Origin of the sequence: Microbispora sp. H13382, assembly GCF_014161445.1 — a bacterium.
Lineage (GTDB): Bacteria > Actinomycetota > Actinomycetes > Streptosporangiales > Streptosporangiaceae > Microbispora.
Map to the genome: position 1 here is coordinate 295156 of NZ_JABBXA010000002.1, position 22432 is coordinate 317587.

26 protein-coding genes, 1 tRNA gene and 1 pseudogene are annotated in these 22432 nt (G+C 68.3%); 14 read left to right on the plus strand and 14 right to left on the minus strand.

Annotated elements, in window-relative coordinates; translation table 11 throughout:
* Position 1: 1 nt before the first annotated feature.
* The 5 genes from HHX41_RS05225 to HHX41_RS05245 form a co-directional block, all read right to left on the minus strand.
* Positions 2-907 carry a hypothetical protein gene (locus tag HHX41_RS05225; RefSeq protein ID WP_182905011.1) on the minus strand — a complete coding sequence of 302 codons (906 nt, stop codon included), beginning with the start codon at positions 905-907 and terminating at the stop codon, positions 2-4.
* The gene (locus HHX41_RS05230; RefSeq protein WP_169983922.1) at positions 904-1113 is read right to left on the minus strand and encodes a heavy-metal-associated domain-containing protein; all 210 of its coding nucleotides are present in this window, start codon (positions 1111-1113) and stop codon (positions 904-906) included. Before HHX41_RS05230 ends, HHX41_RS05225 begins: the two co-directional genes overlap by 4 nt.
* Before the next feature lie 99 nt (positions 1114-1212).
* Positions 1213-2499, minus strand: coding sequence for an ArsB/NhaD family transporter (locus HHX41_RS05235; protein WP_182905012.1), 1287 nt, complete (start codon positions 2497-2499; stop codon positions 1213-1215).
* Positions 2496-2933, minus strand: coding sequence for a CBS domain-containing protein (locus tag HHX41_RS05240; protein ID WP_182905013.1), 438 nt, complete (start codon positions 2931-2933; stop codon positions 2496-2498). The genes HHX41_RS05235 and HHX41_RS05240 overlap by 4 nt, the downstream gene beginning before the upstream one ends.
* 118 nt (positions 2934-3051) lie before the next feature.
* A complete protein-coding gene (locus tag HHX41_RS05245) occupies positions 3052-4368 on the minus strand; it encodes an NUDIX domain-containing protein (RefSeq protein ID WP_220503740.1) in 1317 nt (438 codons plus the stop codon).
* Positions 4369-4476: 108 nt separating this feature from the next.
* Here HHX41_RS05245 and HHX41_RS05250 point away from each other — a divergent pair, with 108 nt between their 5' ends.
* On the plus strand, positions 4477-5412 hold the full coding sequence (locus HHX41_RS05250; protein ID WP_182905014.1) for an aldo/keto reductase: 936 nt from the start codon (positions 4477-4479) through the stop codon (positions 5410-5412).
* A gap of 76 nt (positions 5413-5488) precedes the next feature.
* Here the strand turns inward: HHX41_RS05250 and HHX41_RS05255 are convergent, their stop codons facing one another.
* From HHX41_RS05255 to HHX41_RS05265, 3 genes are all read right to left on the minus strand, one after another.
* The gene (locus HHX41_RS05255) at positions 5489-5803 is read right to left on the minus strand and encodes an STAS domain-containing protein (protein WP_220503741.1); all 315 of its coding nucleotides are present in this window, start codon (positions 5801-5803) and stop codon (positions 5489-5491) included.
* A 195-nt stretch (positions 5804-5998) separates the two neighbouring features.
* Entirely contained in the window at positions 5999-6820 is an 822-nt protein-coding gene (locus HHX41_RS05260; RefSeq protein ID WP_169983927.1) for an SAM-dependent methyltransferase, read from the minus strand.
* A gap of 95 nt (positions 6821-6915) precedes the next feature.
* The gene (locus HHX41_RS05265; protein ID WP_310741784.1) at positions 6916-7314 is read right to left on the minus strand and encodes an ATP-binding protein; all 399 of its coding nucleotides are present in this window, start codon (positions 7312-7314) and stop codon (positions 6916-6918) included.
* Between the two features lie 299 nt (positions 7315-7613).
* Here HHX41_RS05265 and HHX41_RS05270 point away from each other — a divergent pair, with 299 nt between their 5' ends.
* The 6 genes from HHX41_RS05270 (at position 7614) to HHX41_RS05290 (ending at position 10778) form a co-directional block, all read left to right on the plus strand.
* Positions 7614-7850, plus strand: a complete 237-nt coding sequence (locus HHX41_RS05270) for a DUF397 domain-containing protein (RefSeq protein ID WP_169983929.1) — start codon at positions 7614-7616, stop codon at positions 7848-7850.
* 88 nt (positions 7851-7938) lie between these two features.
* On the plus strand, positions 7939-8844 hold the full coding sequence (locus HHX41_RS05275) for a helix-turn-helix transcriptional regulator (protein WP_169983930.1): 906 nt from the start codon (positions 7939-7941) through the stop codon (positions 8842-8844).
* Between the two features lie 142 nt (positions 8845-8986).
* Positions 8987-9382, plus strand: a complete 396-nt coding sequence (locus tag HHX41_RS05280) for an ATP-binding protein (protein ID WP_169983931.1) — start codon at positions 8987-8989, stop codon at positions 9380-9382.
* Between the two features lie 304 nt (positions 9383-9686).
* The gene (locus HHX41_RS39600) at positions 9687-9806 is read left to right on the plus strand and encodes a DLW-39 family protein (RefSeq protein WP_208802288.1); all 120 of its coding nucleotides are present in this window, start codon (positions 9687-9689) and stop codon (positions 9804-9806) included.
* A 39-nt stretch (positions 9807-9845) separates the two neighbouring features.
* On the plus strand, positions 9846-10562 hold the full coding sequence (locus tag HHX41_RS05285; protein ID WP_169983932.1) for an HAD family hydrolase: 717 nt from the start codon (positions 9846-9848) through the stop codon (positions 10560-10562).
* A 143-nt stretch (positions 10563-10705) separates the two neighbouring features.
* A tRNA-Ala gene (locus HHX41_RS05290) sits at positions 10706-10778 on the plus strand.
* 494 nt (positions 10779-11272) lie between these two features.
* Here the strand turns inward: HHX41_RS05290 and HHX41_RS05295 are convergent.
* Positions 11273-12286 carry an NADPH:quinone reductase gene (locus HHX41_RS05295; RefSeq protein ID WP_182905016.1) on the minus strand — a complete coding sequence of 338 codons (1014 nt, stop codon included), beginning with the start codon at positions 12284-12286 and terminating at the stop codon, positions 11273-11275.
* Positions 12287-12431: 145 nt separating this feature from the next.
* A complete protein-coding gene (locus tag HHX41_RS05300; RefSeq protein ID WP_220503742.1) occupies positions 12432-12581 on the minus strand; it encodes a hypothetical protein in 150 nt (49 codons plus the stop codon).
* A gap of 90 nt (positions 12582-12671) precedes the next feature.
* Here HHX41_RS05300 and HHX41_RS05305 point away from each other — a divergent pair, with 90 nt between their 5' ends.
* A complete protein-coding gene (locus HHX41_RS05305) occupies positions 12672-13223 on the plus strand; it encodes a TetR/AcrR family transcriptional regulator (protein WP_169983938.1) in 552 nt (183 codons plus the stop codon).
* Between the two features lie 632 nt (positions 13224-13855).
* Here the strand turns inward: HHX41_RS05305 and HHX41_RS05310 are convergent.
* The 4 genes from HHX41_RS05310 to HHX41_RS05325 all read right to left on the minus strand — a co-directional run bounded on the left by HHX41_RS05310 (position 13856) and on the right by HHX41_RS05325 (position 18151).
* Positions 13856-14869: a phosphotransferase gene (locus tag HHX41_RS05310; protein WP_220503743.1), complete on the minus strand. Its 1014-nt coding sequence runs from the start codon at positions 14867-14869 to the stop codon at positions 13856-13858.
* Positions 14870-15688: 819 nt separating this feature from the next.
* Positions 15689-16219 carry an RICIN domain-containing protein gene (locus HHX41_RS05315; RefSeq protein WP_182905017.1) on the minus strand — a complete coding sequence of 177 codons (531 nt, stop codon included), beginning with the start codon at positions 16217-16219 and terminating at the stop codon, positions 15689-15691.
* Between the two features lie 594 nt (positions 16220-16813).
* Positions 16814-17503, minus strand: coding sequence for a tyrosine-type recombinase/integrase (locus HHX41_RS05320; RefSeq protein WP_182905018.1), 690 nt, complete (start codon positions 17501-17503; stop codon positions 16814-16816).
* Between the two features lie 9 nt (positions 17504-17512).
* Complete coding sequence (locus tag HHX41_RS05325) at positions 17513-18151, minus strand: FCD domain-containing protein (RefSeq protein WP_310741785.1); 639 nt, start codon at positions 18149-18151, stop codon at positions 17513-17515.
* A gap of 84 nt (positions 18152-18235) precedes the next feature.
* Here HHX41_RS05325 and HHX41_RS05330 point away from each other — a divergent pair, with 84 nt between their 5' ends.
* The 6 genes and pseudogenes from HHX41_RS05330 to HHX41_RS05350 all read left to right on the plus strand — a co-directional run bounded on the left by HHX41_RS05330 (position 18236) and on the right by HHX41_RS05350 (position 22341).
* Positions 18236-19492 (plus strand): CynX/NimT family MFS transporter, encoded by a 1257-nt coding sequence (locus HHX41_RS05330; RefSeq protein ID WP_182905020.1) that lies wholly within the window; start codon positions 18236-18238, stop codon positions 19490-19492.
* Positions 19493-19974: 482 nt separating this feature from the next.
* A pseudogene (locus tag HHX41_RS05335) lies at positions 19975-20262 on the plus strand (transposase family protein); the annotation flags it as partial.
* A gap of 349 nt (positions 20263-20611) precedes the next feature.
* Positions 20612-21163, plus strand: a complete 552-nt coding sequence (locus HHX41_RS05340) for an RICIN domain-containing protein (RefSeq protein ID WP_182905022.1) — start codon at positions 20612-20614, stop codon at positions 21161-21163.
* Positions 21164-21336: 173 nt separating this feature from the next.
* The gene (locus HHX41_RS42205; RefSeq protein WP_396794169.1) at positions 21337-21504 is read left to right on the plus strand and encodes a helix-turn-helix domain-containing protein; all 168 of its coding nucleotides are present in this window, start codon (positions 21337-21339) and stop codon (positions 21502-21504) included.
* A 43-nt stretch (positions 21505-21547) separates the two neighbouring features.
* Positions 21548-21817 (plus strand): winged helix-turn-helix domain-containing protein, encoded by a 270-nt coding sequence (locus HHX41_RS42210; RefSeq protein WP_220503745.1) that lies wholly within the window; start codon positions 21548-21550, stop codon positions 21815-21817.
* Positions 21742-22341, plus strand: a complete 600-nt coding sequence (locus HHX41_RS05350) for a transposase (protein ID WP_182905023.1) — start codon at positions 21742-21744, stop codon at positions 22339-22341. Before HHX41_RS42210 ends, HHX41_RS05350 begins: the two co-directional genes overlap by 76 nt.
* The last annotated feature ends 91 nt before the right edge of the window (positions 22342-22432 follow it).

Consider the following 22432-nt stretch of genomic DNA (forward strand, 5'->3'; position numbering starts at 1 on the left):
GTCAACGGCTGTGCCCGGCCGCTTCCGCGTGAACCGTGAAGGCGGCCGTGCGGACGGTTCCCTCGTGTTTGAAGTCGAGGAACAGGCGGTAGTCGCCGCCGCTCGGCGCCGACGCGGCGAAGGTGACTCCCGCCGCCGTCGTGCCCTCCTCGGGGTGCACGTGCAGGTAGGCCAGGTCGCCCGCGCGGATCGCGACGAGGTGGCCGTAGGCGCCCAGGTAGGGTTCGAGGTCGCCGACCGGCTCGCCGTCCTTGCTCACCGTGAACACGAGCTTACTCACCCGGCCGGGCGCGAGGTCGCCCGCCAGCGTCACCGTGTATCCGTCCACCCGCGCCGTACGCTCCGCGGGCGGCAGCGGCCGGGGCTCGAAGGCGCCCGGGACGTTCAGGTCGGCGCCGAGCGTCAGGTCCGGCCCGCCCTCCGGGGCGAAGTCGGCGTACGCGCGGTAGGTCCCGGCGGCCGGCAGGGTGAGCCGGACCGTCCAGACCCCGTCGCCGGCCTCCTCCGGGTGCAGGTGCCAGAAGCCGCCGAGGTCCCGGGAGACCACGATGAAGTGCAGCTTCTTGTCGTGCTTCACCTGGTAACGCGTCACCGGCGCGCCATCGGGCCCGTTGACGGTGAAGCGGAACTCGGCGGCCTTCCGCGGCGTGAGCGTCGTGGTCAGCGGGACCAGCGTGTAGCCGTCCTGGGAGATCTGCAGACCCGGTGGCACCGTGGTGGCGGCGTCCTCGGCGTCCTCGGCGCCCGTGTGGGCGTGACCGGCCGCGGGGTCCGGGTGTCCGTGGACGGGTCGCGGTTCCGCGCGCGGGGGCTCGCCGGCGCCGAGCGCGGTCCCCGCGCCCAAGGCCGCCAGGAAGATCACGCCGAGGCCCGCGGCGTACGCGCCGAGCCGGGCCGGGGTGTTCACGAGACACCCGCCACGTCGTACCCGGCCTCCCGGACGGCCGCCACGACGGCCGCGTCGTCCACGCCGCCGTCGGCCTCGACCGTCAGCAGGCCGGAGGCGAGGTCCACGCTGACGTCGGTCACCCCGGGAACCGCGCCGACCTCCTCGCTGACCGAGCTCACGCAGTGGCCGCAGGTCATGCCGGTGACGGTGTAGGTGCTGGTCATGACGATCACTCCTGTAACTCGTGCTTCATCGATGTCAACACCATACCCCCCTATGGTATTTCCGCGTCAAGTCGGGGCCCCGCTCGGGGGCCCGCAGGTCTACAGGAGGTAACGCAGCCAGAGGTAGGGCACGCACAGGGCCACCGTGACGACGGTGACCACCAGGCCGTACTTGGTGAACTGCCAGAAGCTGATCCGGGCGCCGTTGCGCTCGGCGATGCCGAGGATGACGACGTTCGCGGAGGCGCCCACGGCGGTGGCGTTGCCGCCGAGGTCCGCGCCGAGCGCGAGCGCCCACCACAGGACGTTGGGGTCGCCGGGCACGTGCTGCGCGAGATCGGCCACGATGGGGCTCATCGTGGCGACGTAGGGAATATTGTCCACGATGGCCGACAGCCCGGCCGACGCCCAGAGCAGGACCATGGCGGTCACGCCGGGCCGTCCGGCCGTCGCCTCCGCGGCCGCCTGCGACACCTGCGTGATGACGCCGGTCTCCACGAGCGCGCCGACCATCACGAACAGCCCGGCGAAGAACACCAGCGTCGGCCACTCCACCTCGCGCAGCGCGTCGTCAGTGGTGATCTTGGTGACCAGCACGAGCAGCCCCGCGCCGAGCAGCGCCACGACCGACGGCTCGTAGTGCAGCACCGGATGCAGCACGAACGCCGCGATGACCACCCCGAGCACGGACAGGCTCTGCACCAGCATGACCTTGTCCTGGATGGCCGCCCGCTCGTCCAGCTGCATGATCTCGGCCGCCCGCTCGGGGTCGTACCGGAACGCTTTCCGGAACAGCAGCCGGCACAGTCCGATGAAGACCGCCGTCAGCACGATGACCAGCGGAGCGAGGTGGACGAGGAAGTCGTTGAAGGTCAGCCCGGCGCGGGAGGCGATGATGATGTTCGGCGGGTCGCCGACCAGGGTCGCCGTGCCGCCGATGTTGGACGCCATCGCCTCGGCGATCAGGAACGGCGCGACCGGCAGCGCGAGGCGCTCGCAGACGAGGAACGTGACCGGCGCGATCAGCAGCACGGTCGTGACGTTGTCCAGCAGCGCCGACGCCAGGGCCGTGATCACCAGGAGCAGCACCATGAGCCGGAACGGCCGGCCCCTGGCGCGCTTGGCGGCCCAGATGGCGAGGTATTCGAACACGCCGGTCTGCCGCAGCACCCCGACGATGATCATCATGCCCAGCAGCAGGAAGACGACGTTCCAGTCCACGCCGGACTCCTGCGAGAAGAACGCGGAGCCGGCCGCGGTCGCGTGGACCAGCAGCATGATCGCGGCGCCGCCCAGGGCGGCCTTGACCCGGTGGACCTTCTCGCTGGCGATGAGGACGTACGTGGCGACGAAGACGACCGTCGCCACCCATGCGGTCAGCGTCATGTGAGCCGCTTGAGCAGCGCGGAGAGCGTGACCGCGCCCAGCAGGCGGCCGCCGTCCAGCACGGCGACCAGAGGGCTGCGGGTGCGCGCCATCAGCGCGCCGACCTCCAGGAGCGTGGCGTCCGGGTCGGTCACCGGAAGCTCGCGCGGCTGTTGCGGCAGCGCCTGGCGGACCGTGCGGCCGCCCAGCGCGCGGACGAACGCGTCGGCGTGCGCCTCGTCGATCACCCGGGCCAGCGCGGGGTCGTCCTGGCAGTACCGGGGCACGGCCAGGCGCAGCACCTGTGTGCCCGGCAGTATCGACACCGGCACGCCGCGCTCGTCCAGCACGATCAGCCCGGGCAGCTCGCGTTCGGCCATGAGGCGCGCGGCCTCGGCCACGGGGGAGTCGAGCCCCACGGTGGGGAACGGCACTACGAGATCCCGGGCACGCATGACCTCACCTGCCCGCCGTGTGTGGGTGTGCTCACGTCAGCCTTCCGGTCGCCGGTACGCCCCCCGGGTACGGGGGACCCCTTCGCCGACCAGACTTCCCGGCACGCCCCGGACCAGGCTATCGGCCCGGCAAGCCGTACAAAAGCCCCGGCGACGGGCGGTTGACGTATACCCCCTCGGCGTACGGCAGGCGGCCGAGCGACCCGGCCGGCAGCGGGACCATGCCCTCGGGCGCCTCCGTCAGCCGGGCGGAGAAGGCGAGACGGCGGCCGGCGCGTCCCCGGGCCGAGACGTAGTCGTCCGCGCCGGCGAAGGTCACCTCGCCCACCGAGCCGAGCCGCGCCAGCGCCGCCTCCACCGGCTCGCCCGGCCGGACGAGGGTGGCGGGCAGGCGGTCGGTCTCGTCGTCGGAGCGGACGAGCACCATGCCGTCGAGCCGGGCGACCAGGCAGACCGTGACCTCCTCGAACCCGGCGCGCACGGCCTCGGCCGCCAGATCGGCGCAGCCGGGCACGTCCCACCCGTGCAGGGAGAAGACCGGCGACCCGGCATAGAGGGGCACGGGCAGGCCCGCCGGGGACGAGGCGAGTGCCCGCCGCACGGCCTCGACGCCCGCCCGCGCGTACGGCACGGTCCGCTCGGGCAGCCGGTCCAGCGGAAACCAGCCCAGTTCGGCGCACTTGTGCGGCTCGGCGTTGACCGGCGTGCCGGTGATCGAGCGCGCCACGAGGAACATCCCGATGCGGGCCGTCCCGCCCGCGTTGCGGTGGTGCATGACGTGCACCACCTCGCAGCCGTCCACCTCGACGCCGAGCTCCTCGCGGGCCTCCCGGACGGCGGTGTCCACCACCGACTCCCCCTCCTCGAGATGCCCGGACGGCATGATCTGCCACTCCCCGTCGGCGTAACCGGTGCCCTCGCGGCGGCCGAGCAGCACCTTCCCGCCGTCCGTCAGCACCAGATGCACGTCGACGACCGGGCGGTAGCGGCCCGGGGCGTACGTCGCGGCGTCGAGCAGCGCGGGCAGGGTCGCGGCGTTCGCGGAGATGAACTCCCCCAGCTCGGGCGGCACCATGTTCAGGTCGCGCGCCTCCTCCGGACGTACGCGCCGCACCTCGTGCAGGCCGATGTCCGGTTCGAGGAACTCCGGGCCGCTGCGGCGCGACAGGTCGAGCGACACCAGCCGGCAGGCGAAGACCGTGCTGAGACGGCCGGGCTCGGCGAGGGTGAACACGTGCAGCGCCGGCCCCGCCGTCGCCCCGAGCTCCTCGTCGAGCTCGCGGCGCAGCGCCGCCTCCGGCGAGGCGTCGGCCGGCTCCACCCCGCCGCCCGGCGTGACCCAGTACGGCTCCCGCTCCGGTCGTACCCGGCGGAACAGGACGATCTCGTCGCCGTCGAACAGGATGGCCCGGACGCCGTGTCGTACGGAGGTCATGCCCGGAATCCTCTCGCGGACGGTCCGGCGTCCGCTGCCGGAAGGGGCCGAAATACGGTGAGGAGAGCTCTCCCGGCGGAGGGCCTCGTGAAGAAGGGATGTTGCGCGATGACGGAAATGACCTATCGGCGGCTGGGGGACTCGGGACTCGTCGTCTCGGCTCTGGGCCTCGGTGGCAACAACTTCGGCCGCAGGCTCGACCTCGACGCCACCCGCGCCGTGGTCGACGCGGCGCTCGACGCCGGCGTCACGCTGATCGACACGGCCGACATCTACGGCGAGTCGGAGACGCTGCTCGGCGAGGTGCTGAAGGGACGGCGCGACCAGGTCGTCCTCGCCACCAAGTTCGGCGGGGACGTGCACGGCGCCAACGGGCCCGACTGGGGCGCGCGGGCCTCGCGGCGGTACGTCCGCCTGGCGGTCGAGCGGTCGCTGCGCCGCCTCAAGACCGACTGGATCGACCTCTACCAGCTGCACTTCCCCGACCCCTCCACGCCGGTCGAGGAGACCCTGTCGGTCCTGACCGACCTGGTGCGGGAGGGCAAGGTCCGCTACGTGGGCTCCTCCAACTTCGCGTCCTGGCAGGTCACCGACGCGGACTGGATCGCCCGCACCGGGGGCTTCGAGCGGTTCGTGAGCGCGCAGAACGAGTACAGCCTGCTCGACCGGGGCGTGGAGCGGGAGCTGGTCCCGGCGCTGCTGCACCACGGCATCGGCCTGCTGCCGTACTTCCCGCTGGCCAACGGCCTGCTCACCGGCAAGTACCGGCGCGGGGAGGAGCCGCCGGCGGGCACCCGCCTCGCGGACCGGCCGCAGTACCTGACGGACGCGCGGTTCGCGGTGGTGGAGCGGCTGCGGGAGTTCGCCGAGCGGCAGGGGGTGACCCTGCTCGACGTCGCGATCGGCGGCCTGCTCGCGCAGCCGTCGGTCTCCTCGGTGATCGCGGGGGCGACCCGGCCCGAGCAGATCAAGGCGAACGTCGCGGCGGCGGCGTGGCGGCCGGACGAGGCGGCGCTGAAGGAGCTCAACGAGATCGCGCGCTGACCGGGGCGTGGCCGGCGGGAGACGCCGGCGCGGTGGCTGCTCGCCCGAGCCCCGGGACGGGGCCCGGGCGGGGCCGTCAACCGTCGAGCATCTCCATGAGGCGGCGCAGGTAGGGCGGCACGTTGCGCAGCCGTACGGCGCTGCCTGCCACGGGGGACGCGGGAGCCAGCAGGGCCCGCAGCCCGGCCAGGTCGACGAACCGCAGGGCGCCCGCGTCGATGGTGATCTCGCCGCGCTCGCTCCTCGCCTCGGCGAGCGCGGTCGCCAGGGCCGCGCTGTTCGAGACGTCCACCTCGCCCTCCACGATCACGGACGAGTCCGCGGGGGACCACCTGACGCTGAGGTAGGTGTCCGTGTAGAGAACGCCGGGGTGACCGCCGGGTGGATTCACGAGATGCACCGGCACGATGCACCGGTGCGTAACGCGATGCGCGCCCGTTCCGGACGCGGTGTTGCGGAGCAGGACACGGTGAATGTCATCACGGTCCCACCTCCCTGCTGAAGGCGGAAATACTCACTGAGCGTTGCCGTCCGACAGCGCATCTGTCAATGGTTAGCCCAGTTGATATTCAACGGAAGTCGACGATCATCGCTTGCGGCCCACGCCGCCGACCGCCCAGACCGTGTCCTTCGGCGGCCGCAGCTCGTCCGGTTCCGGCCGCCATTCGGGCACCTGGACCAGGCCGGGCTCCACCATCTCCAGATCGCCGAACAACGGCAGGATCTCGTCCTGCGTGGGCAGCCGCAGGCGGCCGTCGTCCTTGACCGCCCACTCGCTGGCGAACAGCAGGGCCAGCTTGTCGGTCACCTCCGGGCGGATGTCGGAGATCGCGTGGCTGATGACCATGTAGCTGCCGGGTGCGATCGCCTCACGCAGGCGGGCGGTGATGGCCATGGTCAGGTCGTCGTCGTTGATCGCCGCCAGGACCGCTACGAGCAGCACGCCCACGGGCTCGTCGAAATTCACCAGCGCCCGCAGTCGCGGATGCGTGAGGATCGAGTCGGGGTCGCGTACGTCGCCGCGGATCACCACGACGCGCTCGTCCTCCTCCACCAGCGCCTGACCGTGGTTGACCACGACCGGATCTTTGTCGACGTAGACCACGCGGGCGTCGGGGGCGCACCCGCGTGCGATCTCGTGCACGTTGCCCTGGGTCGGCAGGCCGCAACCGATGTCGATGAACTGGCGGATTCCGGCGCCGGCCAGGAACCGTACGGCCCGGCGGAGGAACTTGCGGCCCTCGCGGCACATCAGGGGCAGCTCGGGCGCGATCAGCAGCGCCGCCTCGGCGGCCTCGCGGTCCGCGGCGAAATTGTCCTTCCCACCGAGCCAGTAGTCGTAGACCCGGGCCTCGTTGGGGACGGACGGGTCGAAACCCACAGGCTCGACCGGGGAGATACCCGGCATGATCCTCCGTTCAGCCCTGATGACCGATAGTACCGGTGCGAGATGGGCCTAAGTGAGGATTAGTACGTGTTTCCGGATGGGGGCCTGCGGCGGGATCAGCGGTAGCCGGCGCCTTCCGCGGTGAAACCGGCCCACACGGCCTTGCCCACGGGGCGTAGCCGCGCCCAGCCCCACATGCGGCTGACCCCGGCGACGACCTGCAGGCCGCGCCCGGTCTCGGCCACGTAGTCGGGCTCGCGCAGCACCGGCGCGTCGTTGCTGGGGTCGGTGACCACGCACAGCAGCGCACGCGACGATCGGAACATCAGCAGGCGCACCGGCAGGGGATGGATGGCCTGGTGCCGCAGGCCGTGCCGTAGCGCGTTGGTGACCAGCTCGCAGACCGCGAGCCCGGCGTCGTCGGCGACGTCCTCCATGGCCCAGGTCTGCAACACCCCGGTTGTGAAGTGCCGCGCGGTGCGCGCGGCGAGGCTCTCACGGTGGAACTCGTGCACCGCCACCTGAGGGACGCCGCACGGCTCCTCACCGCCGGTCCAGGGCCAGCGCTTGCCATCGGGAAAGACCTGCTCAAGCGTGCCAAGCCAGGGATCCCGGGCAACGCTATCGGCTTCTGCAAGGGAAGCGCGGTCTGTCCGATAACCAGTCATTGAGAGCCTTATGAGGTTGATGTCGACCATGTGGCGGGATGACTCAGTAAGTCATACTGCTCCCATTGATGCTCCTGTGCAAGTACAGATGCACGTGCAAACGCACGAAAGCTGTGGTTCGGTCGGATTGCGAAACGAGGCGCCCCATGTCCGTGATCTACAACGGAATGCCCTCATCTCACCTGGGGCAGCAGGCCTGGCGCAAGAGCCGGCACAGCAATCCGAGCGGCAACTGCGTCGAGATCGCCGCGCTGCCCGACGGCCGGGTGGCCCTGCGCAACTCCCGGCACCCGTCCGGTCCGGCGCTTATCGTGCCGCTTCAGGACATGGCGGCATTCATCCGCTCCGTCAAGGAGGGCGAATTCGACGACCTCCTCGGTTAGTGGAGAAATGATCTCGCCACTTGCGCGGGCCGATGTGACGAGTATCGTGAACGTGGCGTAAACATCGGTGCACCTCAAAGGACCCCATATGACTGCGGCCCCTGCGGAGGGTGTGCCTCACCCGCTCGACCTGGGCGCACGATCGCGCCGCAGCCCGACCGTCCTGCGCATCCTGCTCGGCACCCAGCTGCGACGGCTCCGTGAGAGCAGGCACATTCGCCTGGAAGAGGCCGGCAACGCCATTCGCGCCTCCCACTCGAAGATCAGCCGGATGGAACTCGGGCGGGTCGGGTTCCGCCGTCGCGACGTCGCCGATCTCCTCACCCTGTACGGCGTCACCGACGAGAGCGAGCGGGAGGCGCTGCTCTCGCTGGTCGCCCAGGCCAACGCCCCCGGCTGGTGGCACAAGTACGACGACGTCCTGCCCTCCTGGTTCGAGGCGTACGTCGGCCTGGAGCAGGCCGCGAGCACGATCCGCTGCTACGAGGTGCAGTTCGTGCCGGGGTTGCTGCAGGCCCCGGGATACGCGGAGGCGGTGGTGCGGCTCGGCCACCCGGACGCCTCGGACCAGGAGGTCGAGCGCCGCGTCCGGTTGCGGATGGACCGGCAGGAGGTGCTGGTCCGGCCGGATCCGCCCCTGCTGTGGGCGGTGATCGACGAGGCCGTCCTGCGCCGTCCCGTGGGAGGCGCGGAGGTCATGCGGGCCCAGATCGAGCACCTGCTCGAGATGATCTCGCTGCCTCGTGTCACGCTCCAAGTCATCCCGTTCAGCGCGGGCGGGCACGCCGCCGCGGGAGGGCCGTTCAGCATCCTGCGCTTCGCGGGGGTCGGCCTGCCCGACGTCGTCTACCTCGAACAGCTCACCAGCGCCATCTACCTGGAAAAACGAGAGGACATCGACCGCTACCTCGCAGTCATGGAGCGCCTGTGCATCCAGGCCAGGCCGGCCTCGGAGACCGCGCGGATGCTGCGGCAGCTCATGACGGAGCTGTGACGATGCGCTAGCGTCGCGTGGGTGACCTCCGCTGTCGCACGCCCGCAGGAGACGGTGGCGCAAGCCGTACCCGAAAATGCGTGTCAGGTGCGCGTGGGCGGTAAGTGGAGTAGTACCACACTGTGGGGCAAGCAGGAGGGCGGTGAGAACCTTGGCGGGCAGCCTGCTCAGCCTGGAGTTCGACCGAAGTTCGGTCACCAGGGTGCGGCATCTCGTCATGGTTTCGGCCCAGGAGGCCGGGCTCGAAGGCGTGGTCCTGGAGGACTACGTGCTCGCCGTGCACGAGGCGGTCACCAACGCCGTCCGGTACGGCTCGCCGCCGCGGGGGATCGCCATGTGGCATGAGACGGGGACGCTGGTGTGCGAGATCACCGACAAGGGCCCCGGCATTCCCGACGAGGTGCTGGAGCGGGAGGAGCCGGCGACGCGGTTCGACTTCGGGGGGCGCGGACTGTGGCTCATGAACCGCCTGGCCGATCGCGTCGTGCGTACGGGGGCGGATGGTACGACGATCCGTCTCAGCGTGCCGCTTTCCTGATCGACCTTTGACTTCCGCTGAGAGCGGAGCACGGACCGCCTGACCGAAACCAGGCCTCCCCACTTCCCCCCGCGTCCTCTGGCGTCAGGGTTAACGCCACTGCGAGCTGGGCACTTCTGATCTCGTCACTCTGTCGTCAGGGGCGAACGCCAGGTCGGACGGGTGAGCCGTAATCGCGAGTTTGGCTCACCGAAATTTCGGGCAATCCGGGTCGGACGCCGAGACCTTGCTAGGCTGCAGGGAACCGTAGAACCGGGCGTTGTCTCACCCGGCAGGTGAGACCGTCGAGAAGTGGGGTCACACCGTGAAGAAGCTGCTTGTTCTCGCTCTGGTCGCCGTCGGCGGGCTCCTGGTCTGGCGCAAGGTACAGGCCGACCGTGCGGAGCTCGATCTGTGGACTGAGGCCACCGGCAGCGAGAACTGACCACCAGGGATGGTGCTTGATCGTGGCAGAGGTGCGGGAATGACCCCCGTGAAGCTGGCCTGCCTTGACTTGGCCGGGACCACGATCGGTGACATCGACATGGTGGAACGGGCGTTCGCCGAGGCGATCGCCACGCAGGGCATCGTCCCCGGGACCAGCGCATATGCCCGTGCCATGGTGCATGTGCACAGGTCCCGGGGATGTCCCAAGATCGAGGTCTTCCGGGGCATCTTCCCCGGCAACGAGGCCCAGGCGCAGGCCGCGAACCTCACCTTCGAGCGTTCCTACGAGGGAGCCATCGAGAGGACCGGTCTCGTGCCGCTGCCGGGGGCGGTCGAGGCCGTCGCGAAGCTGCGCGACGCCGGCCTGAAGGTCGCCCTGATCACCGGCTTCAGCCGCGCGACCCTGGGGCGGGTGCTGAGCACCCTCGCCTGGGTCGACATGCTGGACCTCGCGCTGTGCCCCGAGGACGCCGGACGGGGCCGTCCGTACCCTGACATGGTGCTCACCGCCGTCCTGCGCTCCGGCGTCGATGACGTACGGCAGGTGGCCGTGGCGGGCGACTCCGAGAGCGACATGCTGTGCGGCCGGCGTGCGGGCGCCTCGATCGTCGCCGGAGTGCTCACCGGCGTGCACAGCAAGGAGCGTCTGCTCGGCGGCGGCGCCACCCACATCATCGACTCCCTCGTCGACTTCCCCGGGCTCGTCCTCGGCAGCGAGGTCGGCGCGTCTCCGGTGGCCACCTCGGCCCCCTGATCGCCGACTCGCTCCCCTGGGGATTTTCTCCGGTGCCGAGGCGGCACGGGGTGGTATCAAGTGGCGCTCGGGTGCGGGCTGTTGCTACGGTGTACGCACCGGCGGCCTGTGGATCTGCGTGTTTGCGCAGTTCGCACCGTCACGGGGCCTTAGCTCAGCTGGCAGAGCGCCTGCTTTGCAAGCAGGAAGTCAGGGGTTCGAATCCCCTAGGCTCCACCGTTTGGTCGAAGTCGCTGCCCTGCCTCGTGATCGGTGGGCGGAAGTGGGCTGATCGACTCGTGGAGCGTACGTGTCCGAGTGGCGATGGGCGAGTACGCGGTAGGAGCGCGTGTCTGCGCTCTCCGATCGGCGTGATGGTCACGGGCACCCGGGCCAGAGAGCAAGACCGGTGTCGCCAGTAGGGCGACGTCGGCGAGGACGATGGCGGCTTAAGCGCCGACTAACCCAGCGAGGACACCCAGGTGGCGGTCAGCGCCGCAATGGTCGTGTTGCCGCTGATTCGCCGAGCTGTGGGGGCTCGCGCGACTCTTTGGGGTTGGAGCCTCTGTAGCCGGTAGGGCGAACACCGGCGATGCTGGGGATGCGCTCGAACTCCCCCACTTGGCCGCCCGTCGGAAGCCGCTGATGATCGGTGCCGGGTTCGCAACCGCTCAGGGAAGTGAGGTGGTGGCGGCGCCGGGCAGCCGTTGGCGCACCCGGCGCCGCCCCCGTCACATGGTGGGGTCCACGATCATTTTGCCCACCGCGCCGTTCTGCGAGGCGAGCTGCGCTGCGGCGGTCTCGGCCAGCGGGAAGCGGACCACGGGCAGTCCGTGCTCCTCGCCCACTCCCATCGCGCCGTCCCGCACCGCCGCCGTGACGTCGTCGGCCGCGACTGCCATCCGCTCGCGGTCGAGGAAGATTAGAAGGAACTGGAACCGAGCGTTCAGCTGGAGGGTCTGGAGGATGTCCAGCTCCACCTTGGGGCGGTCGTCGGCGTAGACCGCGATCGTGCCGCCGTTCTTGAGCGTCGCCAGGTCGAGGTCGATGTTCTTCGCCACGGCGACATCGACGATGATGTCCACGCCGTCCTTCGCCACCGCGCGGATCTCGGCCGCCGGGTCGCCCTCTCGGTAGTTGACCACGTGGTGCGCGCCGGCCGCGCTGGCCAGCGCCGCCTTCTCCGGCCCGCTGACCGTGGTGATCAAGGTGGCGCCGGCCCAGCGGGCGAGTTGGATCGCGGCGTGACCGACCGCGCCCGCGCCGCCGGTCACCAGCACGGTGCGGCCGTCCAGCGCGTTGGGGGCCAGGCGCCGTGGGCCGTCCTCGGCGACGGTGAGCGCCCGGTGCGCGGTGAGCGCGGGGATCCCGAGCGATGCGCCCACGTCGAATGACGCGTTCTCCGCCAGTGGTCGCACCCAGGACGCGGGCACGACGGTGAACTCCTGGGCGGTGCCGGTGTTGTAGCCCAATCCTGCCATCATCACCCACACCCGGTCGCCGGACGCGAACGTCTCGACCCCCGGGCCGACCGCGTCGATCACGCCGCCGCCGTCGTGGTGCGGGGTCACCTCGGGATATGGCATCGGCCACGCGGTGCTGGAGCGTCCCCTCCAGTCGGTCGGGTTGATGCCGGAGGCGTGGATGCGGATGCGGACCTCGCCGGGGCCGGGCACGGGCACGTCACGCTCGATGAGTTCCAGGACGGAAGGATCACCGATTTTGCGGTACACGATGGCTTTCATCTGCTCTCCATGGTGGTGTGGCAGCGGCCGGGCGGTCTCGTCAGGAGTCGTCCGCCGCGAGGTTGATGGTGAAGTCGTCACTCGCCGAGCATCCGAGCGAAAGTTCCGTTGGCCGCATCCCGTGCCCGGCGCCGGGTCGGCGGGGTCACGCCTGGAAGCAGGGTCGGTCAGGCTGGGCATATGGGCCACGGGAGTTGCTGAGGACGACGCCCAGACCGGCGTCGGCAGCGAGCGGGGCGAGGGCGCCGCCGATGTTCCCGCTGCCGACGAGTCCCAGGGTGGGCTGGTGTGACATGCGAGGACCTCCTAGAATCGGGATGGGCATCCCGGTTGTTTGAAACATACGGGATGGCCGTCCCGTTTGTCGATGGGGAGGTGCGGGACCATGACCGACGAACGCGCGTTGCGGGCCGACGCGCGGCGTAACCGGGCACGCGTGCTGGAGGTGGCGGCCGAGGTGTTCGCCACCGAGGGCCTTTCCGTGCCAGTTCACGAGATCGCCCGCCGTGCCGGGGTCGGTACCGGCACGGTGAGTCGGCACTTCCCGACGAAGGAGGATCTCCTCATCGCGATCATGTCCACCCGGCTGGTGAAGCTCACCGCCCAAGCCGACGAGCTCGCCCGCCGAGAAGATCCCGGCACCGCCTTCTTCGCTCTCTTCGTCGCTCTGGTGCGAGCGGGGGCGGCCGACTGCGGGCTGGCCGAGCTGGCCGTAGCCGATCGCCGGTTGGACGACATCGGCGAACGCGCGGGCGCCGACCTGTGTGGTCGGCTACAGGAGCTGCTTGCCGCGGCCCAAAAGTCGGGCGACGTGCGAGCCGATGTCAGCTACCCGGACATCAGGGCGCTGATGTCCGCTTGCATGGCCAGGAGAGAAGATTCGCTGGAACCGATCCTCGCCGTCGTCACCGACGGACTGCGGAGAGGTCCTACATGAGGTGTGGGCGGCCCTCCGTGGCACCGGAGGGCCCGTCATCTTTGAACGGACCCGGGCCGACCACGGGTAGGAAGCTATCTGGAGTTGCTCCTAGCGTCTGGTTTCGATCACGCCTTCTGACCTGCGATTACGCGAAGGGCCCACACAGGCCAGGACGCTCGCATCAACATATATTGATGGCAGAGACAGCCGAGGACTTCGATGCCTTCCTCGCGATGGTGACCCGCCGGCTCGTGTCTCCCCTGACGGGTGGGACGACGGCGACGGGATGTCAGGCAGGGGGAAGCGTGCGCGTCCGCGCGGGATCGAGGCTCCACCGCGTGCCCGTCGCGTGCCCGATGGGGCGGTGATCAAGGGGGAGTCATGGGGAACCCGATCAGGGCGCTGAGCAGCGTCTGTGCAGATCGGGCAAGATCGACAGGTGTCTTTGCAAGCAGGAAGTCAGGGGTTCGAATCCCCCAGGCTTCACCCACTCGAAAGCCCAGGCCAGGGACCGTTTCCCCGCCTGGGCTTTGATCGTTATTCGGCCTTGTCGCTCTTGCGTGCCTGTTGCGTGCCCGATCCACTCTTGAGTTGTCCTCGCGCGAGGCTGTCAAGGCGGCGGCGCGTCGCGCCGCCGGTCAGACCGCAGGTCAGTCTTGGCTGGATTCGAGATAGCCGGTGAGATAGGTCAACGATGCGGCGATGTCCTCACCGGTGCCGTGCGGCCGGCGCAGCTCGTCGACGAAGATGGCGATGTCGGCGAGCCGCCACCAAAGCGGATAGAGAGCGAGGCCGGCCGGTGAGACAGCCCGGCCGGTGGCTCGGGTGTAACGGACGAGTGCGCTATCGTCGCCAACCGGGTCCTCGCCGAGCATGCGGGCGAGGGCGGAAGTGAGCATCCACAGGTCCCGCTCCGGCGGAGCGATCTGCACGGTGCCCCAGTCGATGAGCCGCAGTCCAGCCGAGGTACGCATGACGTTCCCGGGGTGCGGTTCGCCGTGCGTGACCACCCATACCGCCGCGCTGTCTCGTACCTGGTCGACCCGCCGATCGAAGTCGGCGAGCAATCGTTGGACGTGCCCGGCATGGGCGGACAGCATCTTACGGGCTGGCTCGGCATAAGGCCCGCCGGTCCACTCCCGATCGAGGTTCTGCAGCGCCTCCTCCAGCTTGTCCCGACCGGGCAACACCAGGTCGGCCCGTGATGCGGTGTCCGCCACAATCGGGGTCGCCTTGTGCAGCTCGGCCAGCAGGCCGATTACCTCGACGTGATCCTCGGGCCGGTGCGTGCCGAAGTGCCCGGCGGCACCCGCCACCTTTGGAAACACCGACAGGGCGTACCGCGAGGTCAGCCGCCAGACCGCGGTGTCGGTGGCGGTCGGGATCGGCGCGAGGACGAAATCGAGCCCCGCGTCCCGGCGCAGTGCCAGGGCGGCACCAAACGATCGACCGAGTCGGTCGAACGCATCATCACGTCCTGCCTCCTCGACGCCGAGGTCATCCACCTTGACGAACCACGCCGTCCCACGTTGATCCACCATCGACCAGTGGTAGCTGCCTGCGCCGACCGGGAGGTACTCGACCGAGTGGGGCTCGATGCCCCAGCCCTCGGTCAGTGCCACCATCAGTTCGGCCTCCGCCAGACCTGCCGGTCTATCCCTCATGCGCCCGTATTCTGTCTCACCCGTCGCAGGGCCGCAGATCGTTTTAGAAAGGGCTCTTGAGGCCTGTGAGGCAATACGGGTTGCTCTCTCTGCCTCGCTTCTGCCTCCGGCAGGGGCCTCGAGTCCAATTTGGTAGCCCGTCCTCCCCGCTGCCCAAGTGCCTCGGCCGTTCCTGCCGAGTCAAAACCAGGGGCGGGACGCGCATAGCCGGCCGCTGCGGGTCGGCGAGCGTGATCGAGTGCCATTAAGGGCGGTAAACAGGGAGCACTCGCGGTCACTCACGGATTGCCTCTCGCCCAGGTCGGGGCCGTTGTCCCTGATGATCAGGCCGATTTGCGAGCACGAAGTCAGGGGTTCGAATCCCCCAGGCTTCACCCACTAAAAAGCCCAGGCCAGGGACCGATTTCCCCGCCTGGGCTTTGATCGTTAGTCTGCCTTCGTGCTCTTCCGTGCAGCGAAGGAGGCTCGCCGTCAGGCGACTCCTTGCCGAATTGTTCTTCGCTGAGCGCCGCACGGCCCGTCGCCCGCCCGCCGTCCGGGCATGGGCCTGGGGGCCGGTCCCAGCCAGCAGCGGCTCGGGCCGCCCGCCGTACACCGCTCGCCGTACCCCAAGCCGCACCCCCCCGACTACAGGCGCGCCGCCGCCGTACTGATGCGGCACGACGATCGCCCTGCTGTGGCCGGCCGTTACACGGGTGGGGGCGATCGATGGTCCGGCACTTCGTTCCTAGCCCCGGCCCAGCGGAGAAGGCGGGTTGCTGTCCTGTCTGCCGCTGATGCCCTGCGGTGCGTCGGGAAGGTGCCGGGGGTGACCAGAAATCAGGAGAGGGTGTCCTTGACCACGATCTGGCCGTCGTCGATCACGAATTTCTGGTTGTTGTTGGGCACGCACTGCCACAGGTAAACCGGCGAGAGGTTGGCGCGGCTGTTGGTGACGTCCAGACAGATGCGGTTGCCTGTGTTGAGGGTGGACTTGAGGATGATCTGGCCCCTCTGGAGGACCCAAAGCTGGTTAGCGTTTCCGACACACTGCCACTGGTACACGCGAGTACCGTTGGCGCGGCTGTTGGAGGCGTCCAGACACATCTCCCGGGCCTTGCCGATGGTGTCTTCCACCTTGATGAGGCCGTCCTGGAAGACGAACTTCTGGTTGGCGTTGTTGTTCTGGCACTCCCACAGGTACATCTGGGTACCGTTGCCGCGATTGTTGCTGACGTCGACGCAGGCCGGGGGGCCGACCAGGGCCGGGCTGCCGGCGTACTGGTGAGCCGAGGCCATGGCGGGCACGGTGGTGACCGCACCCACTGCGGCGGAGATGACGGCGACGGCGAGTAGACGGTGAGCAAGCATGGTTTGCCTCCGAGAGAGGTGATCGAGACGTAAGCACCATGGCATCACTCAATGTCACTGATCAATTACCGAGTACATGCGTCCTATCGTGTGGCGGAACCTTGGGCTGTGGGCGACGGCGGCGCCGACAGGGAAGGTTCACAGCTTCGGCAAGATCTGGAACGCGCTTGGAATGATCTCATCGTCAAGCGATCAAGAACAGCGAGATGAGCAGGTTGGAGCCATGCCTGAGCAAGGAAAAATCTTCCACTTCCGATCCGATGGCCTTCGTCCTCCTCGCTGGCCGAATGTCCCGGACGTGCCCGCCCAGTCAAGGGCGCCTGCGGCGTCGCTCGCCGTGCCCGTTGCGTGCCCGATGGGGGGTGATCAAGGGGGAACTGCGGGGACCCGGGGGGAACGCGATCAGTAGCCCCAGCAGCAGAGACGCAGATCAACCATGATCGGCTTACGTGTTTGCAAGCAGGAAGTCAGGGGTTCGAATCCCCTAGGGTCCACCAGCCAAAACGCCGCTTCCACGATCATGGGAAGCGGCGTTCGTGTCATCAACGTGCCATCAGCTCTTGTCGGCATCGCGCTCCGCCTCGACTCGCGCGCTCAGCGCATCGGCGATCTTCCGGTCGGCGTCACGCGTGGCGTGCTGGTAAATGAGCGTGGCCCGGCCGCTGCTGTGGCCCATCCGGCCCTTGAGGTCGGCGAGGCTCGCGCCGACTGCGCGGCGAGGGTGTTGCCCGTGTGTCGAAGGTCGTGGAAGTGCAATCCCTTGACGCCCATCTCCTTGAGGGCTTCCGCCCACTTGGCCTCACGCCGGAAGTTGCCACCGCAGAGGTAGGCGCCGCGCTTGCCGAGAAAGACGAACGCGTCCTCGCCCGTGCCGGTGAACCGGCCGAGGTGGTCGACGAGGGCCGGCACGATGGCCGAGGGATGCTGACAGTGCGCTTGCCGGCCCGCCACTTGGGCGGCGTGAGCACCATGTCTCCCCCCGCCCAGCTCTATGAGCTGTTCGCGTACGCGGACCGTACGCGCGTTGAGGTGGATGTCCGAGCGCCGCAGCGCGATCACCTCGCCCCAACGCAAGCGGCCGATTGGCACCTCGCCGAGGCCGGGAACGATGTGTCGCTCAAGGAGCCAGGTGTAGAGCTCTACCGTTTTGGGCCGCAGGCCCGGCCGCTCCTTGATCCACGTACGGGCGTAGTCGCCGAGCAGGACCTTTCCACGGTCGGGGTCCGTCCACTCTGCTTCGCGTTGCGGGGCATCGTCAGACGCCTCGCCCGAGCGGGGAGGCAATTGCGTGGTTCAGCGCATGAAGGGTTTGAAGATGGAAACCACCTTCGTGGCAGCACGGTCGGCGTCCCCGTCCGCGATCGCCTCGACCAGCTCGTGGTGGTAGCGGTGTGCCGCGTCCTCGTCCTCGTTCTTCTCGTCGCGCATGTGGGCAGCGAAGACGTCGAGCATGCTGGAGTACAGCTTGACGTAGAGAGGGTTGTGCGTCGCTGCCACGATCGCGTGGTGCAGGGCGAGGTCCGCGCTCGCTCTCAGGTCGAGATCATCGGTCGACCAGCTCGCTTCTCGACGGTCGCGCAGCTCGCGCAGCAGCTCGACGTCGTTATCTGAGCGGTTCAATGCGGCCAGTGACGCTGCAGCGCTGTCAAGGGCAAGGCGTAGTTCCAGGTAGTGGCGGCGGGTGCCACCGGCGAACTGACGTTCAAGAGTGCCTGTCAGCTCGGAGCTGGAGATGACGAAGGTGCCGCGGCCCTGCTCACGGCGCAGCAAACCTGCGTGCACCAGCGACTGCAGCGCCTCGCGCACCGTGTTCCGGCCGATCCCGAACTCCGACACCAATGCGGCCTCGGTCGGTATTCGCTCACCGACCGGCCAGCGTCCAGAGACCACCTCCTCGCGGAAGCGCTCGGCGGCCTGGTCGATGAGTCCCACTCGACGTACCGGCTGTCGCGTGCCAGAATTTTCCGAACTCATCCCATAATCCCATCATCTGCTGACGTTACACCGGAGTATAACGTGACATCGCTCTCCTCAACGGTCGTTCCGCTGCACCGTGGGCGTCTGACCTTGTGGGCCGGGCTCGCCATCGCCCTGACAGCGGTCAACCTGCGAACGGCCGTGACCGGGTTCACTCCGCTCCTGGAGATCATCGGATCCGATCTCGGCTTCGGGGTGACGCTGTCCGGCCTGCTCGGCACTGTGCCAGCGGCGTCCTTCGGCATCTTCGGGTTTCTCGCCCCAGCGGTGACGAAAAAGTTCGGACTCGAGCGCACGGCCACTGTGGCGCTGGGCCTGACGGCTCTGTCGCTCCTGATGCGCGCCTTCTCTCCAACGCCCTCGTTGCTGGTGCTTTCGACCGTGCTGGCACTGGCCGGAATCGGAGCCGCGAACGTCGTGGTCGTTCCGTTGGTGAAGGCCTGGTTCCCCGATCGACTGGCCCTGTGGACTTCGCTTTACCTGATCCTCCTGCAGACGGGCCAGTTCAGCGCCCCGCTCCTCGCGGTCCCGGTGGCAGAAGCGGCGACGTGGCGGCTCTCGGTAGGTATCTGGGCGGGACCAGCTGCTGTGGCTGGTGTGGTCTGGCTCATCCTGGCAGTCAGGCTGCCCGCCGATCACCACGCGCCCGCGGCCGTGACGGCGACCGACGCGGGACCGAGGATCAGCCGATCATCAACCGTCTGGGGCCTGGTGATCCTCTTCGCGATGATGTCGCTGTCCAACTACGGGATTATCACCTGGGTCCCGTCAGTGCTCACCGACGCAGGAGGCAGCGCGGCCCTGGGCGGCTCCATGGTCGCGCTCTACTCGGCGTGGGGCATGCTCGCGGCCTTGGTGGTTCCACACCTGGCCACGCGCATGACGAACCCGTTCATCGTGGTCGTCGTGTGTGCGATCTTCCTGGTAGCGGGATACCTGGGCCTGCTTCTGTTCCCGCTCGACGGCACGCTGATGTGGGTGTGCGCGTTGGGAATCGGGGTGAGCACCTTCCCGCTCTGCATGACCCTCATCAACCGTCGAACCAAGAGCCCGCAGACAGCCTCTGCCGTGTCGGGCTTCGTTCAGGGCATCGGCTATGGGCTGGCGTGCTTCGGCCCGATCGGTTTGGGCCTTCTGCGCGAGGCGACCGGATCATGGTCGATCCCGCTCCTGGTGCTCGCTGCGACCGCCATCCCAGGGGTGATCGCCGGCTGGTTCGCTTGCCGTCCTCGCTTCGTGGAGGACTCTGCGCCACAGCCGACGAAGCGCGACGCTGACCAGCAGTCGCGACGATAAGGGTCATGCGTCGAACAGATCCGAATTCGTGTCGACCGAGTATCGCGAAGCAGGAGTCAGCTACTTGACTCCGCCTCGGTTCGATGCAGCAGAACGCCGCTTCTCCGATCACGGGAAGCGGCGTTCGTGCCATTAATGGGCCATGAGACTAAGCAGGTACTTCGCTTGTCCATGGGAAGATCAGGTGATCTGGTGGCCTATTCATACGAAGAGCGAGAAGAACTTCCGCCCGGGGTCTTGCGGTGACCTGAATCTGGAGCGGGAGTTCTACGTCCACAATTCAGATCTGGTAGTCGACTGGCTGGACGCCTTACCTCCCTCCGCTCAAGCAGACGTGTGGGCCTTGGAGATACGGAGCCTTTTTCAACCTGAAGTGGCAGGTCACGGGCGCGGCGTGGTGGGCTGTACCTGATCGACAAATGAAGAAGCCCCTGGTAGAAGGGTTGTCGACCAAGATCAACATATGCGCCAGAGGCTTCGAGTTGTTGTTCTGTCGTGCCGCGCTGCCGTTGTCACATCGGACGCTGTCCTACCTTGCCGGTCTCATTCGCCGTCACCGCAAGTCGATCGGCTCGACGTGGCGTCGCCTTAACCCCGGCCGGCAGGCCCTGCTCGTGCTGGTCCACCTGCGCAAAGGCGAAACACTCGCCGAGGCCGCGGCCGGGTTCGGCGTGGGCACGGCCACCGCCTGGCGCCACATCCGCGAGGCGATCACGCTGCTTGCCCGCCGCTCTCCAAGCCTGGAGCAGGCGTTACGGGCGGCCGGACGCGCTATTACTTGCATCCATATTACTTGCATCCATAACTAATAGTCTATTGATTCCGCCGTCTTACTTATAGCCGATGCCCTGGCATCTTTCGCTATAGTGTGAGATTGTGCGACAGGGCATCCGGCGGCGAAACTTGCTCAGTAGACAATTTCGTCATCGCGACTCCCGCCACGGTTCAGACTAGGAGCTGCGGAGGAACCGCTCGAACGATTCCCGCACAACCTCTTGCCCTCGGCTTCGGCGCGGGCCTCCGCAGGCGCTCGGGATGGCGGTCACAAGCGAACAAAACCAATGGGAACGGGGATCGGCACCAGGCCGTATGCCCGACGTCGACAGGAGAAGGAGATTGATGCGTACCAGGAAGTCCTCCGCGATTGCGGCTGCTAGCCTCGTCGCGTTAGCGAGCGTGTTCGTCGCCCCTGCCCCCGCACAGGCCGCGATCACCACGTACATCAGCGTGCTGAAGAAGCCCGGCGAGACACAGACGATGGTGCTTAGCCTCGACTACTACACCTCTTCCGCACTGGACGGGACCCTGGCTGTGATATGGCCCAAGGTTTCGCTACCTGACGTTGCCTACTGGACCATAACTCGCACATCAACCACGTCGGACGGGGCTGGCGTCTACGAGTTGAAGAACGCACACAGCCTTATGTGCCTCGACATGGCGACCGATGGCCCCGTGGGGAACGGTACCCGTGTACAGCAATGGACCTGCAGAGGAACCGCCAACCAACGCTGGATAGCGAGGCCGGTCGTATCGGGGAACAACTGGGTAAAGCTCGTCAACCAGCAGAGCGGGCTCTGCCTCGACGTAACGGACCTCAACTACGCTCAAAACACGCGGCTCCAGGTCTGGTCGTGCGCCGGAAACTGGAACCAGCGCTGGAACATCTACTAGAGAGGCTAATGGCTAAGGTCATGGGGGTTAGAGACCTTCAATGGCGAGGGTTATATGGTCTGACCTCGGCGTGAGCTGGCAGCCGGTCGTCGCGGTGCTACCTGAGGTGCATGAAGTATCCCGATGGCGGTGGCTTGACCGCCGAGCAGCGATTACGCCGCGAGCAGGTGAGGATGCAAGCAGCCGACCGGTTTGCCGACGGCGCGAGTGATGCCCAGGTCGCGCGGGAGTTTCGGGTGTCGCGGATGTCGGCCAACCGGTGGCGGCGGACGCTGGAGGACGGCGGCCGCCGAGGCCCTGGTCTCCAAAGGGGCCGGCGGGGCGGCGTGCAAGCTGGATGACGCCCAACTCGCCCGGCTGGAGCAGGCCCTGGAGGAAGGGCCGATGGCGCATGGCTGGGATGACCAGTGCTGGACTCTGGCCCGGATCGCCGAGGTGATCGGGCGCGTGTTCCGGGTGAGTTACACCGTGGGCGGGGTCTGCTATCTGCTGCACCGGCTGGGCTGGAGCTGGCAGGCACCCTCCCGTCGCGCCGCCGAACGCGACGAGAAGGCCATTGCCGCGGGGAAGAACGTGCAGTGGCCGATGCTAAAAGGCTGGCGGCGCAGCAGGGCGCGTGGCTGTGCTTCGAAGACGAGGCCGGCCAGACCCTGAGATCCCGCAAAGGCCGCACCTGGGGCCGCAAGGGACACACCCCGATCGTGTCGCTGCCGGTCAAGGGCACCGGACGAGTGTCGATCGCCGGCCTGATCGCCACCCGCCCCGACACGCGGCCGCGGCTGATCTACCGGCTCCGGACTCACCGGGGACGCAAGGGCGAACGCCGCGGGTTCTCCGAGGCCGACTACGCCGTGCTGTTCGACGCCGCCCACCAGCAGCTCGGCGGGCCGCTGGTGGTGGTCTGGGACAACCTCAACACCCACACCTCCGCCGAGATGCGACGCCTTATCGCCGCCCGTCCCTGGCTGACGGTGTTCCACCTGCCCGCCTACGCCCCCGAACTGAACCCGGCCGAGGCCGTATGGGCCCACCTGAAGAAGAGCCTGACCAACCTCGCCATGCGCACCGTCGATCAGCTGATCGCCCTGGTGAAGAACCGGCTCAAACGGATGCAGTACCGCCCCGCCCTCGTCACCGGCTTCCTCGCCAAGACCGGCCTGGACTTCCGACCCCCGTAACCCCCGCCATCAAGCGTCTCTATCGGCATCGCGCTCCGCCTCGAGTGAGGGCTTGGTCGGTGGCGAGGGGGTCGCTGGAGGCGATCCAGAA